The organism is Xanthomonas sacchari, from assembly GCF_040529065.1.
GTDB classification, from domain to species: domain Bacteria; phylum Pseudomonadota; class Gammaproteobacteria; order Xanthomonadales; family Xanthomonadaceae; genus Xanthomonas_A; species Xanthomonas_A sacchari.
Genome location: NZ_CP132343.1, coordinates 2,756,492 through 2,771,065, shown reverse-complemented (window position 1 = coordinate 2,771,065; position 14,574 = coordinate 2,756,492). Strand labels below are relative to the sequence as shown.

Annotated in this window: 6 protein-coding genes and 5 tRNA genes; 5 read left to right on the top strand and 6 right to left on the bottom strand. The window is 69.3% G+C overall.

Annotation, left to right across the window (positions count from 1 at the left end; all coding sequences use genetic code 11):
• Window positions 1–64: 64 nt before the first annotated feature.
• On the top strand, window positions 65–2,428 hold the full coding sequence (locus RAB71_RS11555) for a Tex family protein (RefSeq protein ID WP_104609483.1): 2,364 nt from the start codon (window positions 65–67) through the stop codon (window positions 2,426–2,428).
• 83 nt (window positions 2,429–2,511) lie between these two features.
• Here the strand turns inward: RAB71_RS11555 and RAB71_RS11550 are convergent, their stop codons facing one another.
• The 3 genes from RAB71_RS11550 to RAB71_RS11540 form a co-directional block, all read right to left on the bottom strand.
• Complete coding sequence (locus RAB71_RS11550) at window positions 2,512–6,315, bottom strand: PAS domain-containing protein (protein WP_234006571.1); 3,804 nt, start codon at window positions 6,313–6,315, stop codon at window positions 2,512–2,514.
• A 159-nt stretch (window positions 6,316–6,474) separates the two neighbouring features.
• Window positions 6,475–6,855, bottom strand: coding sequence for a response regulator (locus tag RAB71_RS11545; protein ID WP_010341911.1), 381 nt, complete (start codon window positions 6,853–6,855; stop codon window positions 6,475–6,477).
• A 155-nt stretch (window positions 6,856–7,010) separates the two neighbouring features.
• Window positions 7,011–7,097 (bottom strand) — tRNA-Leu (locus RAB71_RS11540).
• A gap of 419 nt (window positions 7,098–7,516) precedes the next feature.
• Between RAB71_RS11540 and RAB71_RS11535 the strand changes: the two genes are divergently transcribed.
• From RAB71_RS11535 to RAB71_RS11520, 4 genes are all read left to right on the top strand, one after another.
• Window positions 7,517–7,592, top strand: a tRNA-Ala gene (locus RAB71_RS11535).
• A gap of 45 nt (window positions 7,593–7,637) precedes the next feature.
• Window positions 7,638–7,713, top strand: a tRNA-Glu gene (locus tag RAB71_RS11530).
• A 115-nt stretch (window positions 7,714–7,828) separates the two neighbouring features.
• Window positions 7,829–7,904: transfer RNA gene (locus tag RAB71_RS11525), tRNA-Ala, on the top strand.
• A 44-nt stretch (window positions 7,905–7,948) separates the two neighbouring features.
• Window positions 7,949–8,024, top strand: a tRNA-Glu gene (locus tag RAB71_RS11520).
• A gap of 475 nt (window positions 8,025–8,499) precedes the next feature.
• Here the strand turns inward: RAB71_RS11520 and RAB71_RS11515 are convergent.
• From RAB71_RS11515 to RAB71_RS11505, 3 genes are read right to left on the bottom strand one after another with little or no spacing between them, the layout of a single operon-like run.
• Complete coding sequence (locus tag RAB71_RS11515; protein WP_010341910.1) at window positions 8,500–10,371, bottom strand: triacylglycerol lipase; 1,872 nt, start codon at window positions 10,369–10,371, stop codon at window positions 8,500–8,502.
• Entirely contained in the window at window positions 10,368–13,442 is a 3,075-nt protein-coding gene (locus RAB71_RS11510) for an efflux RND transporter permease subunit (RefSeq protein ID WP_010341909.1), read from the bottom strand. Before RAB71_RS11510 ends, RAB71_RS11515 begins: the two co-directional genes overlap by 4 nt.
• Window positions 13,439–14,557, bottom strand: coding sequence for an efflux RND transporter periplasmic adaptor subunit (locus RAB71_RS11505; RefSeq protein WP_010341908.1), 1,119 nt, complete (start codon window positions 14,555–14,557; stop codon window positions 13,439–13,441). Before RAB71_RS11505 ends, RAB71_RS11510 begins: the two co-directional genes overlap by 4 nt.
• Window positions 14,558–14,574 lie beyond the last annotated feature (17 nt).

Below are 14,574 nucleotides of genomic sequence, written 5' to 3'. Positions count from 1 at the left end.
TTCCCCGGCGGCGCGCGCACTGCGAAAATGCGGGTTTTCCGCAAGGCGGCTTCGGCCGGACGCAATGCACGACACTCAGCTCGCCCAGCAGATCGCCAACACCATCGCCGCCGAGATCGGCGCGCAGCCGGCGCAGGCGCGCGCCGCCATCGCCCTGCTCGACGAGGGCGCCAGCGTCCCGTTCATCGCGCGCTACCGCAAGGAAGTGACCGGCGGGCTCGACGACACCCAGTTGCGCAATCTCGAAGTGCGCCTGACCTACCTGCGCGAGCTGGAAGAGCGCCGCGCCGCGGTGCTGGCCAGCATCGCCGAACAGGGCAAGCTCAGCGACGAACTGCGCGCGGAGATCGTCGCCGCCGACACCAAGTCGCGGCTGGAAGACCTGTACCTGCCGTACAAGCCCAAGCGCCGTACCCGTGCGCAGATCGCCCGCGAGGCCGGGCTGGAGCCGCTGGCCGACGGCCTGCTGGCCGATCCGGCGCTGGTGCCGGAGACTTTCGCCGCCGGCTTCGTCGATGCCGACAAGGGCGTGGCCGACGTCAAGGCCGCGCTGGAGGGTGCGCGCGCGATCCTGATGGAGCGCTGGGGCGAGGATGCCGCGCTGGTCGGCGAGCTGCGCAGCTGGCTGGGCGAGGTCGGGGTGATCCGCGCCCGCGTGGCCGAAGGCAAGGAGCAGGAAGGCGCCAAGTACCGCGACTACTTCGACCACGCCGAAGCGCTGGCCAAGATACCCTCGCATCGGCTGCTGGCGCTGTTCCGCGCGCGCCGCGAGGAGATCGTGTATCTGGAGCTGGATCCCGGCGCCGATGCGGAGGCCGGCCACCAGTACGCCGAGGGCCGCGTGGCGCTGCGCGCCGGCATCGCCAACCAGGGCCGCCCCGGCGACCGCTGGTTGCTGGATGCGTGCCGCCTGACCTGGCGCGCCAAGCTGCACATGCACCTGCTGCTGGACCTGTTCAACCAGGCGCGAGAAAAGGCCGAGGCCGAGGCGATCGCGGTGTTCGGCGACAACTTGCAGGACCTGATGCTGGCGGCGCCGGCCGGGCCGCGGGTGACCCTGGGCCTGGATCCCGGCATCCGCACCGGCTGCAAGGTGGCGGTAGTCGACGCCACCGGCAAGCTGCTGGCCACCGACACCATCTATCCGCACGAGCCGCGCAGGCAGTGGGACCAGTCGCTGCACACGCTGCGGCAGCTGTGCACGCAGCATGGCGTGGAACTGATCGCGATCGGCAACGGCACCGCCAGCCGCGAGACCGACAAGCTGGCCGCGGACCTGATCAAGCAGAATCCGCAGCTGAAGCTGGAGAAGATCGTGGTCAGCGAGGCCGGCGCCTCGGTGTATTCGGCCTCCGAATTCGCCGCCAAGGAATTCCCGCAGCTCGACGTGTCGCTGCGCGGTGCGGTGTCGATCGCGCGGCGCCTGCAGGATCCGCTGGCGGAACTGGTCAAGATCGAGCCGAAGGCGATCGGTGTGGGCCAGTACCAGCACGACGTCGACCAGTACCGCCTGGCGCGGGCGCTGGACGCGCGGGTGGAGGACTGCGTGAACGCGGTCGGCGTGTACGTCAACACGGCCTCGGCGGCGCTGCTGTCGCGCGTGTCCGGGCTGTCGCCGAGCGTGGCCGAGAACATCGTGCGCCATCGCGACGACAACGGCCCGTTCAAGCGCCGCAAGGATCTGCTCAAGGTGCCGCGGTTGGGCGAGAAGACCTTCGAGCAGTGCGCCGGCTTCCTGCGCATCGCCGATGGCGAGGAGCCGCTGGACGCCTCGGCGGTGCACCCGGAAGCCTACCCGGTGGTGGAGCGCATCGTCGGTGCCACCGGCAAGCCGATCAAGGCGCTGATCGGCGATGGCGGTTTCCTGCGCGGGCTCAAGCCGGACCAGTTCACCGACGAGAAATTCGGCCTGCCGACCGTGCGCGACATCCTCAAGGAACTGGAGAAGCCGGGCCGCGACCCGCGCCCGGAGTTCAAGGCGGCGCGTTTCGCCGACGGCGTGGAGGACATCAAGGACCTCAAGCCGGGCATGGTGCTGGAGGGCGTGGTCAGCAACGTCGCCGCCTTCGGCGCGTTCGTCGACATCGGCGTGCACCAGGACGGCCTGGTCCACATCTCCGCGCTCTCGGACAGCTACGTCAAGGATCCGCGCGACGTGGTCAAGGCCGGCGACATCGTCAAGGTCAAGGTGCTGGAGGTGGACGTGGCGCGCAAGCGCATCGCGCTGACCCGGCGCCTGGACGACACGCCGGCACCGGCGCGTCCCGCCGACCGCGACACTGGCGCGCGCGGTGCGGGCGGCCCGCCGCGGCGCGAACGCGACGGGCGCGGTGCCCCGGGCGGCGGCAACACCAAGCCGCGGCCGGCGGCCGCGGCGCCGGTCAACAGCGCGCTGGCCGACGCGTTCGCCCGCGCCAAGCGCGGCTGAGGTTCAAGGGGAAAGGGCAGCCGGCGCGCCTGCGCCGGTCCATCCGATGACGGCCGCACGGTGCGGCCGCGTGGCGCGCCGGATCAGGCCGATTCGGCGCGCGGGCTCTCGTCGGTGGCGAGCGTGGCCGGCGGCGGTGCCACCAGCGATGCGGCCAGTCCGAGCAGCTTGACCGGATCCACCGGTTTGCCCAGGTGGGCATCGAAGCCGGCTTCCAGGGCCAGCGCACGGTCCTCGCTGCGCACGTAGGCGGTGAGGGCGATGGCCGGGATGCGGCTGGCCGCACCGGCGCCACGGGCGCGGACGCTGCGGATCAGGCTGTGGCCATCGCGGCGCGGCATGCCGACGTCGCTGACCAGCAGCGCATAGGGCCGTTCGCGCAGCAGCGCTTCTGCATCGTCGGCGCAGACCGCGGCCTCGACCACGGCACCGGCTTCCTGCAGGAAGCGCTGGGTGACGCCGCGCGAATCCATGTCGTCGTCCACCACCAGCACGCGCACGCCGTCCAGGCGGATACCGCCACGCCGCCGCACGGCGCTGGACAGCGCCGCGTCCTGGTCGCGGTGGATCGGCTCCAGGGGCTGCAGATCGTTGCGCGGCAGCAGCAGGGTGAACGTGGCGCCGAGGCCGACGCCATCGCTGCTGACGGACAACTGGCCCTGGTGCAGTTCGGCCAGCTGCTTGGCGATGGCCAGACCCAGGCCGAGGCCGCCGGCACTGCGCGTGCTGCTCGCATCGGCCTGACGGAAACGGTCGAACACGTGGGGCAGGAACGCCGGGTCGATGCCGATGCCGGTATCGCTGACAGCGATGCGCACATGCGTGCTGGTGCTGTCCAGGGTCACCGTGACCGTGCCGGCGCTCGGGGTGAACTTGATCGCGTTGCCGATCAGATTGGTCAGCACCTGCTGCAGCCGCACCGGATCGCCCAGATAGGGCAGGGCGGTCGTGCCATCGGCGACCAGCACGATGTCGATGCCCTTGTTCTGCGCGCCGGGGCGGGCCGCGTCGATGGTGTCGCCGAGCAGCGTGCGCAGGTCCAGCTCGTCCGTATCCAGGCGCACCTTGCCGGACAGGATGGCGCTCATGTCCAGCAGATCGTCGATGATCTGCGCCTGCGCGTGGGCGCTGCGTTCGATCACCTCCAGCCCCTTGACCAGATCCTTCTCGCGCACCGATGCGTCCTGCATCAGCCGCGACCAGCCCAGGATCGCGTTGAGCGGCGTGCGCAGTTCGTGGCTGAGCGTGGCCAGGAATTCGTCCTTCATGCGGCTGGCGCGTTCGGCGTCGCCGCGCGCGCTCTGCTCGGCGGCGAGCAACTGCTGCAGGCGCAGGTCGGTGCCGCGGCGCTCGATGATGATGCCAGCCAGGTGCGAGGCCGAGCGCGCCAGGTCCTGTTCGTGCGGGTTGGGGTAATGCACGAATGGGTAATACATCGCGACCACACCCAGCACCTCGCCGTCGCTGGCCAGGATGGGGGTGGAGCAGCAGGCGACGATGTCCGCCTCCAGGGCGGTGGCGAGATAGTCCTGCCAATGCGGGTTGACGCGCACGTCGCTGCACAACACCTGCCGGCGCAGGTAGGCGGCGCGTCCGCAGCAGCCGGTGTTGGGATCGATCGGCAGGCGCTGCACGGCCTTGCGGAAGCTCTGCGGCATGCTCGGCGCTGCACCTTCCAGCAGGCACTGGCGGTGCTCGTCGACCAGCATGATGGTGCAGCGCAGGCCGACATCGCTCTGCGACTCGATGCCGCGTGCGATCGCCTCCAGCACCGCGTTCAGCGGCTTGCCGGTGGTGATCATCTCCAGCGCGGCGCGCTCGGCCGCGGTGGCGTTCTCGATGCGCTTGCGCTCGGCGATGTCCAGCAGGGAGCCGATGAAACCGAGGAACTGGCCGGACGAACTGAAGCGCGGCGTGGCGCTCGCCAGGCACCAGCGATACTCGCCATCGTGGCGGCGCAGGCGGTATTCCAGCGTGTAGGCGCGGCGGTCGGCGCAGGCGCGCGCCAGGGTGCGGCCGACCGAGGCCAGGTCGTCGGCATGGACCTGTTCCTGCCAACCACTGCCCAGCGCTTCCTGCTCGCTCTGCCCGGTGAACAGATACCACTGGCGGCTGATGTACTCGCAATCGCCGTCGGCATTGGACATCCAGATCATGACCGGCGCGTTGTCGCACAGCTGGCGGAAACGCAGTTCGCTTTCCTGCAGGCGCTGTTCCGTCAAGCGGCGGTCGTGGATGTCGGTATTGGTGCCGATCCAGCGCACGATGCGGCCGCTGTCGTCGCGGATCGGCAGGGCGCGGCCGAGGTGCCAGCGGTACTCGCCGTCGTGGCGACGCAGCGGATACTCGATTTCGTACGGCTTGCCGCTGCGCAGCGCCTCCGGCCACACCTCCATCACCCGCGCCAGGCCTTCCTCGGTGTGCACATGGCGCCAGCTGTCGTAGCCGGCCTCGCCAACCGGCAACCCGGTGTACTCGTACCAGCGCCGATTGAAGTAGTCGACGTGGCCGTCGGGCATGGCGGTGAACACGATCTGCGGCATCGCGTCGGCCAGTTCGCGCAAGCGCGCGGCGCTGTTGGCCAGTTCTCTCTGCGCGCCCGCGCGTTCCATCGATTCCCAGCAGCGTGCCGCCACCAGCCGCACCAGCTCGATCTCGGCCGACGTCCAGACCCGCGGCTGGGCTTGGTGCACGCCGATCGCAGCGACCAGGCGACCGGCCTTGTGCAGCGGCGCGGTGAGCACCGCGCGCAGGCCCAGGCGTTGGTAGTTGGGATCGTCCACGCGCATCGGAGGCTGGTGGATTTCAGTATCGTGCACCACCCACGGCCGGTTCTCGCGCATGCACTCCAACAGATCGCCACCGAAGTCGCTGAAGCGCGAGCGCCCGGTCAGGTGGGTGGCGCCGTCGACGTAGTCCGCTCGCACGTCGAACGCGTCCTCGTCGGCCTCGACGATCGCGTAGGCGCAGCGGTTGGCGCCCAGGTGCTGGCCGAGCAGGGCGGCGCCGGTCTCGCAGATCGCTTCGGCGCTGTGCAGGTTCTGCAGGGTGTCCTCGAGCATCAGCAGGAAGCTGTCGTGCGCCTGTGCGCGCGCCTGCTCGGTGCGGTCGATGCCATGCACCAGGATCCCGCTGACCTTGCCCTCGGCGTCGTGCATCGGCTGGTACACGCATTCCAGCGTGGTGTCCGAGGTCGCTTCGTGCGAACTGCGGCACAGCTGGAAGGTCATCGACTCGTCGATGAACGGCACGCCGCTTGCGCGGACGTTGTCGAGCAGGCGGATCACGCCTTGCTCCTGGATTTCGGGAATCGCTTCGATCAGCGGCCGGCCGACCACATCGCGCGGCCCGACCAATTGCTGGTAGCGCTGGTTGACGGTTTCGATCACGTAGTCCGGGCCACGCAGAATCGCCAGCGCCGCTGGGGATTGCTCGAAGGCATCGGCCATCTGCGCGCGTTGCGCTTCCAGTGCCTTCAGCAGCGCATCGCGCTCGCGCGCCAGGGTGATCCGCGCGGTGTCCTCGGTGCACACGCACAGCACGCCGGCGATGTCGCCTTCGTCGTCGAACAGCGGGCTGTAGGAGAAGGTGAAGTACACCTGCTCGCTATAGCCGTTGCGCAGCATGGTCAGCGGGATGTGTTCGTTCCAGGTCGGTTCGCCGCTGGCCATCACCTGGTCGGCCTGCGCCCTGACCTCGGGCCACACGTCCGGCCACACCTCTTCCATCGGCCTCGCGAACCCCTGTGGGTGCCGCAACCCGAGGATCGGCACGTAGGCGTCGTTGTACAGGTTGAACTGGCGCTCGCCCCAGCGCACCGCCATCGGAAACCGCGAGTTCAGACAGATAGACAGTGCGGTGAGCAGGCTCCGCGGCCAGTGCTCCATCGGACCCAGTTCGTGCTCACGCCAATCGATGGCGCGCAGCAAGGCCCCCGTGGCGCTGCCGGCGGGAAACCGGACAGGAGGCGGCGAACAGTCCTTGGCGTTGATGGCTGAGTCCCTCGAATCGTCCCCGCCAGGCGGCGGGCTTACGGCCGAGGATTCTCAGGGGCGTGCGGTCGTCTTGGCGTGAGCGTCCTGCAGCGCCTTGATCAGTTGCTCGGACAGGTAGGGCTTGGTCAGCACCACGCCGGCGGCGAAGCCGGGGGGTAGGGTGTCGGCGGCGACGCCGGTGGCGAGCACGAACGGCGTGCCGCGGTCGGTCAATGCCCGCGCCACCGGCTCGCTGGTCTCGCCGGCGGAGAGGCGGAAGTCGAGCACCGCCCGGTCCGGGCGTTCGCTATCGATCAGCGCAAGCGCCTGCTGCACGGAGGCGGCGACGCCGACCACCTCGGCACCGGCCTGGGCAAGCTGCAACTCCAGCAGCGTGGCGTTCATCTCGTCGTTCTCGACCACCAGGATACGCAGGCCCCGCAATGCCGACATCGCTTGCTCGTTAAGGTTTGGGAACAGAAAGTATAGCGGGACCGTCACAGCCGCCGCCTAGACAACCGACACAGGAAGATGAAGCGTTTACCTGTGTCTGTTTCACACGTGGTCGTCGCGCAAAAACAAACGGCAGCCGAAGCTGCCGTCAGTCCTGGTGCCGAAGGTGGGACTCGAACCCACACGCTTTTAAGGGCGGCGGATTTTGAGTCCGCTGCGTCTACCGATTCCGCCACTTCGGCGCGGCCGCGGAGTATAGCCGACACTTCGGCTCGGCCGCCAGCGCATTTGCGCTCGCGTTCCTTGGGCGGGCCAGGCTGGGGCGTTGAGCGGCGGTGCTGGCTGCCGAGCGTATGTCTATATAGATGGATTGGTAGGTCGGCGCCGCGTTCGGCAGCTACGTGCGAGCCGCGCGGGTAGGTGCGTTATGCGGATATCGGCAATTGCCGGCGATGGGTGCGCTGGAGGCTCTGCTAGGCGCTTTGGTGCTGCCCGCAGACTGCATCCAGCGCTCGGTGCGAGGTGCATACGCCGCGGAACGCAGGGACGCAGCGGATTTTGCGGGTCGCGGCGAGCGCCATTGCGACGTCGCGAACGTTCCGCAAAAAAACGCTTGCGTGTGCCGATCACGATCGTTAATATTCCGCTCCTCGCAGCACGTGGGGCCATAGCTCAGCTGGGAGAGCGCTTGCATGGCATGCAAGAGGTCGCCGGTTCGATCCCGGCTGGCTCCACCAACTTTTCGGACATAGGCCGTCCGCAAAAGCGACATCGTTAACAGCGTCCCCATCGTCTAGAGGCCTAGGACATCACCCTTTCACGGTGGCGACCGGGGTTCGAATCCCCGTGGGGACGCCATTTTTCAGCAGGAATTCCTCGCGCGCATCCGGGTTCGGCTCTGCCGAACGCAATGAGTGCGGGGTTTGTACATCGGAAGAAAGTCTGGTAAGATCCCGCTTCTGCCAGTACACGTGGGGCCATAGCTCAGCTGGGAGAGCGCTTGCATGGCATGCAAGAGGTCGCCGGTTCGATCCCGGCTGGCTCCACCAACTTTCCGGACATAGGCCGTCCGCAAAGCAACATTGTTATCCGCGTCCCCATCGTCTAGAGGCCTAGGACATCACCCTTTCACGGTGGCGACCGGGGTTCGAATCCCCGTGGGGACGCCACTTTTCGAAAACACCCGGCATTGCCGGGTGTTTTTTTATGTGTGCGGCGATCGTGTGCGGTCAAGGTCAGATGGCGGCAGTGCCGGTACTGGACGGCAGGTGGATCGCTGGCTGCTTCGAGCGAGCGGTGTTGCTGTTCCCTTCTCCCTTCGGGAGAAGGTGCCCCGAAGGGGCGGATGAGGGTACGGGCGTAGCCTCGCATGGCCAGAGTGGTGCAGGCGCTGCGCGCCCCGTACCCTCACCCCAACCCCTCTCCCGGAGGGAGAGGGGCTTTTGCTTCTTCCTTCTCCCTGCGGGAGAAGGTGCCCCGAAGGGGCGGATGAGGGTCCGGCCGCTCATGGCATTTGACCGTGCAGACGTGCGCCATGGCATTTCGACCGCACGTGGCTGCGGCCGTACCCTCACCCCAACCCCTCTCCCGGAGGGAGAGGGGCTTTTGTCCTTGTCCTTGAGAGATGGCTAGCGCTGCGCCAGCTCAATGCAGCAGCCGGCGGATCTGCAGGATCGCCTGCGGCGTGCGTTGCACGCTGTGTCCGGAGACGATGACGGTTTCCGAGGCCGCGCCGGGCAGGTGGGCGCTCCAGTACGGCACGATGCCGTCGCTGGACTGCGCCAGCGGCACGCGCGGATCCTCCTGCCCGATGATGGAGTGATAGGTCACCTGCGGCGAGATCGGCAACTGCGCCGCGGCGAGGATGAAGGGATCGTGGTCGCTTAGGCTGTCGATGCTGTTGGGCAGGGCGCCGAGCATGTCCTTGCCGGCGATGTCCTTGAATTGATCCAGCACGCGCCGGGGCAGGCCGATCACGGTGCGTGCCAGCTCGCCGAGCGTGCCGGCGGCCTCCGGGGTGCCGCGGTGCGGGGTGGCCAGGAAGATCGCCTCGGACACTTCCGGCATCGGCGCGAAATGCAGCATCGGTCCGAGCCTGGCCTGCAGCACCTGGCGCGCCTGCGGATCCAGGGTTGCATCGTCGAACAGAGTGCGCCACAGGTGGTCGCCTTCGCTGGAGGACACCATCAGTCGTGCCAGCACGCCACCCATGCTGTGCCCGATCAACACCATGTCATGCGCGGACACGCTGCGGCGTTGTGGATCGAGCCGGTCCAGCGTCTGATGCAGTGCCGAGCGAACCTGCAGATGAGTGTAGGGAATCGGCAGGTTGGTCGGGTAGTACACCAGCCAGATCTGGTAGCGCGCGCGGACCTGCGGATCGCCGAGCAGGTCGTTGGCCAAGTTGACCCAGGCCTCCGGGCTGCTGGCCAGCCCGTGCAGCAGCACCAGCACGCGCCGGTGCGGATCGTAGGGCTGGGTCAGGAACACATGCGGCCGGTCGATGCCGTGCCCGAGGCCGAGCAGGGTGCGCAGCGATTGCGCGGCGAAGCCGGCGCGCGCCATCCACACGCCATAGCCGGCGCTGAAGTTGGCGGCCAGCGGCACGTCGATACCGCCCATCGCCACGCGCTCGCCGAGTGAGGGGTCGTGGACCTCCACGTGCGCGCTGTGGCCGGACAAGACGTCCGTGAGGGTGCGGCCGTCGAAGCGCAGCAGCACTGTGAGATTGGGCGTGGGCATGTCGCTGTAGGCGGGAGCGGCGTCGGCATCGGCCATGGCGTGCGTCGCCGGCTGCGGCAGGACCGCGACCATTTCCGCGCCGAAGCCATCGCGCCGATACACGCTGCGTAGCCCGTCGAAGCGCAGGTCGCCAGCCGCCAGCATCGCCTCGGGCATCGGCATGTCCTGCGGACTGCCCACGCCGCTGGCATCCAGTGTCACTGTCCAGTCGGGCAGGGCGGCGATCTGCGCGCCGGCGTCTTGCGTGGCCGGCGGATGCCGCCGGTAGCGCGCGAACAAGGCGGTCACCACTTGCTGCACGGCGTAGTTGTAGTAGTCGCGCACCTGGGTCTGGCGTTCCTCGAAGGCGCGTTCGCTGGGCGTGCGTGCGCTGAAGAACAGGTAGGCGTAGGCATAGCGCGCGGTCTGCAGCCAGTCGGCCAGCGTGGCATCGCTGTCGGCGTGTTGCCTGGCGGCGCGTTGCGCGGCCAGCAGCGACAGCTCCGCCGCCGTCGCCAGGGCGCGTTCCTGGTCTATGTCGGCGTTGCCGAGCAACCGGTCGATGCACGGCGGCGCCTTCGCCGTGCAGCTTGCCGCGCCCAGGCCGGCGACGTTGAGCGTCTGCAGGGCGGCGTCGCTGGGGCGCGCGGCGCTCAGCGCGTCGCCGCGCTTGGCCTGGATGTAGTGCGCCGCATCCACCCGCTGCAGGGTGACGCTGGCGCAGCCGCCGGCGCACAGCGCCATGCACAGCACGGCGCAGGCCAGGATCGCGCGGTGCCAGCGCTGGCGCCTCACGCCGCGACCTTCGCCGGCCTGCCGGCGCGGCGTGCGAACAGCAGGTCGTACAGCACCGGGATCACGCCCAGCGTCACCAGCGTGCCCAGGGCCAGGCCGCCGATCATGGTGATGGCCATGCCGGTCCACAGCGGCCCGGCGAACAGCATCAGCGGGATCAGGCCGACGATGCAGGTCAGCTTGGTCATCACGATCGGGCGCAGGCGCTTGACCGCCGCGGCGATCACCGCCTCGTGCCGGCTCAGGCCATCGGCCAGTTCGGCCTCGATCCGTTCGAGCAGCAGCACCGCGTTGTTGACGATGATGCCGGCCAGCGCGAGCAGGCCGAAGGTGGCCATGAAGCCGAACGGATAGCCGGTGACCAGCAGGGCGAGGGTGGCGCCGATCAGCACGAACGGAATGCTGGCGACCACGATGAACAGCTTGCGGAACGAATTGAACTGCCACACGAACAGCAGCAGGATCGCGCCCAGCGCATGCGGCATGTATTGCAGCAGTGCCTGGTTGGCTTCGGCGGCGTCCTCCAGTTCGCCGCCCATCTCGATGCGGTAGCCGGGCGGCAGGCGCAGCGCCGCCACCTTGTCGGCCAGCGCGGCCACCACCTGATCGGTGGTCAGGTCCGGATTGCGGCCGGTGATGGTGATGGCGCGGCTGAGGTTGCGGCGCTGGATCGTCGAGGGCTCCGAACTCAGTTGGATGTCGGCGATCGCCGACAGCGGCAGCGGTGCGGCGCCGGAGGACGGATAGATCGGCGTGTCGCCGGGGTTGCCGCCGCGTGCACCCGGGCCGCTGTCGCCGCGCAGCACGATCGGCACGGAGCTGCCATCGTCGTGGATCACCGAGGCGTCCACGCCGCCGTAACGCAGTTGCAGCGCCTGGGCGATGTCCTCGCTGGCGACGCCGGCGCGCCGCGCCTTGGCCTGGTCCACCTGCACCACGTAGCGCGGAATGCGGCTGTCCCAGTCGTCGCTGACGTCCAGCGTGCCGGGCAGGGCGCGCAAGGCGTCGGCGATGCCGGCGGCGAGGCGGCGCAGTTGCGCCTCGTCCGGGCCGATCACCCGGTAGATGGCCACGCCGGATTCGGTGGAGCCCAGCGAAAAGCGCTTGGGCTCGGCGCGCACCGCCGGATAGGCCTGGCGCAGGTGGGTGCGCACCTTGGCGATCAGCGCGTCGATATCGGTGCTCGGCTGCACGCTGACGGTGAAGTAGGCGATGTTGGCCGCCGGCAGCGGCGGGTTCAGCCCGAGCACGATGCGCGGGCCGCCATCGGCGACATAGCCGATGCTGTCGACTATCTGCGGGTTCTGCCGACGGTCGGCCAGCCACTGGCTGATCGACTGCACGGTGCGAAGGGTCTCGCGCGCATCGCTGCCCGGTTGCAGGGTCACCGGCATCTGGAACTGCAGACGGTCGGACTTGGGCAGGAAGCTGTACGGCACCGAGACCAGCACAGTCACCGCCAGGGCGAGCAGGGCGAGCATGCTGCCCAGGAACAGTGCCTTGTGCGCCAGCAGCGCCTCGATCGTGCGCCGGTACAGGCGGTACGGCTTGGAGGTGTAGCTGTCGCCATGGCCGTCGGCCGGCGCGGCATGCGCGCGGGCGAAGTACATGCACAGCAGCGGAGTGATGGTGATGCTGAGCAGCCAGGAGCCGAGCAGGGTCACCGCCAGCACGATCGCCAGTGAGCGCATGTACTCGTTGGTGCTGGTCTGGCCGAAGAAGAACGGCGAGAACGCCAGCACGATCACCAGCGAGGAGGTCAGCAGCGGGATGGCCAGGCTGCGGCCGGCGGCCTCGCAGGCGGCGCGGCGTTCCTCGCCGGCGGCCAGGCGCCGCTCGATGTCCTCGGCGATGACGATGCCGTTGTCCACCAGCAGGCCCAGCGCCAGGATGATCGCGGCGATGGACACGGTCTGCAGTTCCACGCCCAGCACCCGCATCACGATCAGTGCGCCGAGGATGGTCAACGGCACGATCGCGCCGACGATCAGGCCGGTGCGCCAGCCCAGGAACAGCATCACCACCGCCATCACGATGACGATGGTCTCGCCCATGACGTGGTGCATCTTGCCCATCTCGCGCTCGACCACGTCGGCCTGGAAAGTGACCACGTGCTGCGCGAAGCCCACCGGCAGCGCCTTGGCGGTTTCGCCCAGGGTGCGGCGCAGCGCCTTGCCGACTTCGGCAACGTTGTTGCCGGGCGCCATCGACACCGCCACCACCACCGCCGGCTGGCCCTGGTAGATCGCGCCGGCCTCCGGCGGATCCACCGGCATCAGCTCGATGCGCGCCAGTTGCGCCAGCGGGATCTGCCGCGGGCCGTCGGCGCCCTGCGTGGCGATCGGGGTATTGCGCAGCGCGTCCAGGTCGCGAACTTCGCCGGAGGTGGTGACGGTCATCGCCATGCCCGACGCGGCGACCAGGCCGCCGCCGGCGACGACGTTCTGCGCGCGCAGTTGCTGCGCGACCGCGGCCGGGGTGAGGCCGGCCTCGCCCAGCCTGGTGCGGTCGAAGGCGACATAGACGCGCTCGTCCTGCAGGCCGTGGAAGGTGACCCGCTCGACGCCCGGCACGGCGTAGAGCTGCGCGCGCATCTGCCGCAGCGGTCCGAGCATCTCGGCGGTGTTGAAGCCGGGTGCGGTGACGGCGATCGAGGCGATGGCGACACGGCCGAAGTCGTCGTCCACCAGCGGGCCCTGGGTGCCCGCGGGCAGCTCGGCACCGGCTTCGGCGGCCTTGCTGCGCACGCGTTGCCACAGCGCCGGCAGGTCCTTGACGCTGTCCTGCGCGGTGACCTGCACGATGGCGCTGCCGGGATGGATGGTAGTGACGATCTTCTTCAGCCCGCTGACCTCGCGCAGGCGTTCCTCCAGCGGGCGCGCGAGCAGGTTCTCCACGCGTTCGCTGGGCATGCCGGGGAAGCCGACCTGCACGATCGCGTCGCGCACGGTCACGCTCGGTTCCTCCTGCGACGGGAAGCCGAGGAAGGTGACGATGCCGCCGATCAGGATCAGGGCGGCGCTGAACAGCGCCAGGCGGCTGGATTGCAAGGTGGCGCGGGTCAGGTTCATGGCGAGACGGTGCCGAGGCGGGTGGTGGGACGGAACGGCACGACGTGTTGACCGTCGTGGAGGAAGGCGGCGCCGGCGGCGACGACGCGCTCGCCCGGCGCCAGGCCACGCAGGATCTGCACGCGGCCACCATCGCTGTGCCCGGTGACGACTCGGCGGCGACGCACGCTGCCGCTGTCTTGGCGGTACACGAACACCATGGTGTGGCCATCGGCCATGCTCGGGAGCAGCGCGCTCAGCGGTACGCTCGGCGCCTGATCGGTGGCGCTGTCGGGCAGGGCCAACAGCAGCGATTCGCCGCTGCGCGGCTGCGCGGCATCGGCACTGTCGCTGTCGAACAGCGCCTGTACGGTTGCGCCGCCGTCCACGCGTTCGGAGACGCTGCGCAGGCGCAGCGGTAGGGCCTGCTGCAGTGCGTTGCTGCGGTAGGCGAACACGCGCTGGCCGGGTTGCAGCGCCGCCGCACGATCGGCCGGCAGTGTCGCCAGCACCTGCGCGCGATCCGCACCGTCCAGTTGTAGCACCGGCTGGCCGGCGCTCACGAGACTGTCGGGCTGCTGCAGCCGCGCCACCACGCTGCCGTCGAACGGTGCGCGCAGTTCCGACTGGCGCACCGCGCGGCGCGCCAGCGCCAGGTCCGACTGCGCGCTGCGGACCTTCGCCTGCGCCGCGGCGAAGGCGCTCTTGGCAGCGGTCAGGGTCGCCGCCGAGGCGGCGCCGTCGTCGAACATGGTCTGCTGCTGGGCGAGCTGGGTCTGTTGCTGCTGCAGCTCGGCCGCGGCGATGCCGACGCCGGCCTCGGCCTGCTGCAGGCGCAGGTTGTTCGGTTCCGGGTCGAGGCGGGCGAGCACCTGGCCGGCGTGGACGCGGTCGCCCACGTCCACGGCGATGGCGGCGATGCGGCCGCCGCCTTCGAAGCCGAGGTCGGCGCGCTGTTGCTGGCGCACCTGGGCGATGTAGCGGGTGCTGTCGTGCGCGGCATCGTTGCCGACGGTTTCCAGCTTGACCGCGCGTGGCGCGTCGGGGGGCGGTGCGGCCTCGCGGCCGCAGCCGGACAGCGCCAGCGCGGCCAGCGGCAGGCACAGTGAGAGAAGCAGGGTGGGGCGCAAGGTCATGGTCGGCGATGTCCCGA

Bases quoted from the DNA above. Each gene is read 5' to 3' on its own strand.
- RAB71_RS11555 (WP_104609483.1), top strand. From the start codon at position 65: ATGCACGACACTCAGCTCGCCCAGCAGATCGCCAACACCATCGCCGCC.
- RAB71_RS11550 (WP_234006571.1), bottom strand. From the start codon at position 6,315: ATGGAGCACTGGCCGCGGAGCCTGCTCACCGCACTGTCTATCTGTCTG.
- RAB71_RS11545 (WP_010341911.1), bottom strand. From the start codon at position 6,855: ATGTCGGCATTGCGGGGCCTGCGTATCCTGGTGGTCGAGAACGACGAG.
- RAB71_RS11510 (WP_010341909.1), bottom strand. From the start codon at position 13,442: ATGAACCTGACCCGCGCCACCTTGCAATCCAGCCGCCTGGCGCTGTTC.
- RAB71_RS11505 (WP_010341908.1), bottom strand. From the start codon at position 14,557: ATGACCTTGCGCCCCACCCTGCTTCTCTCACTGTGCCTGCCGCTGGCC.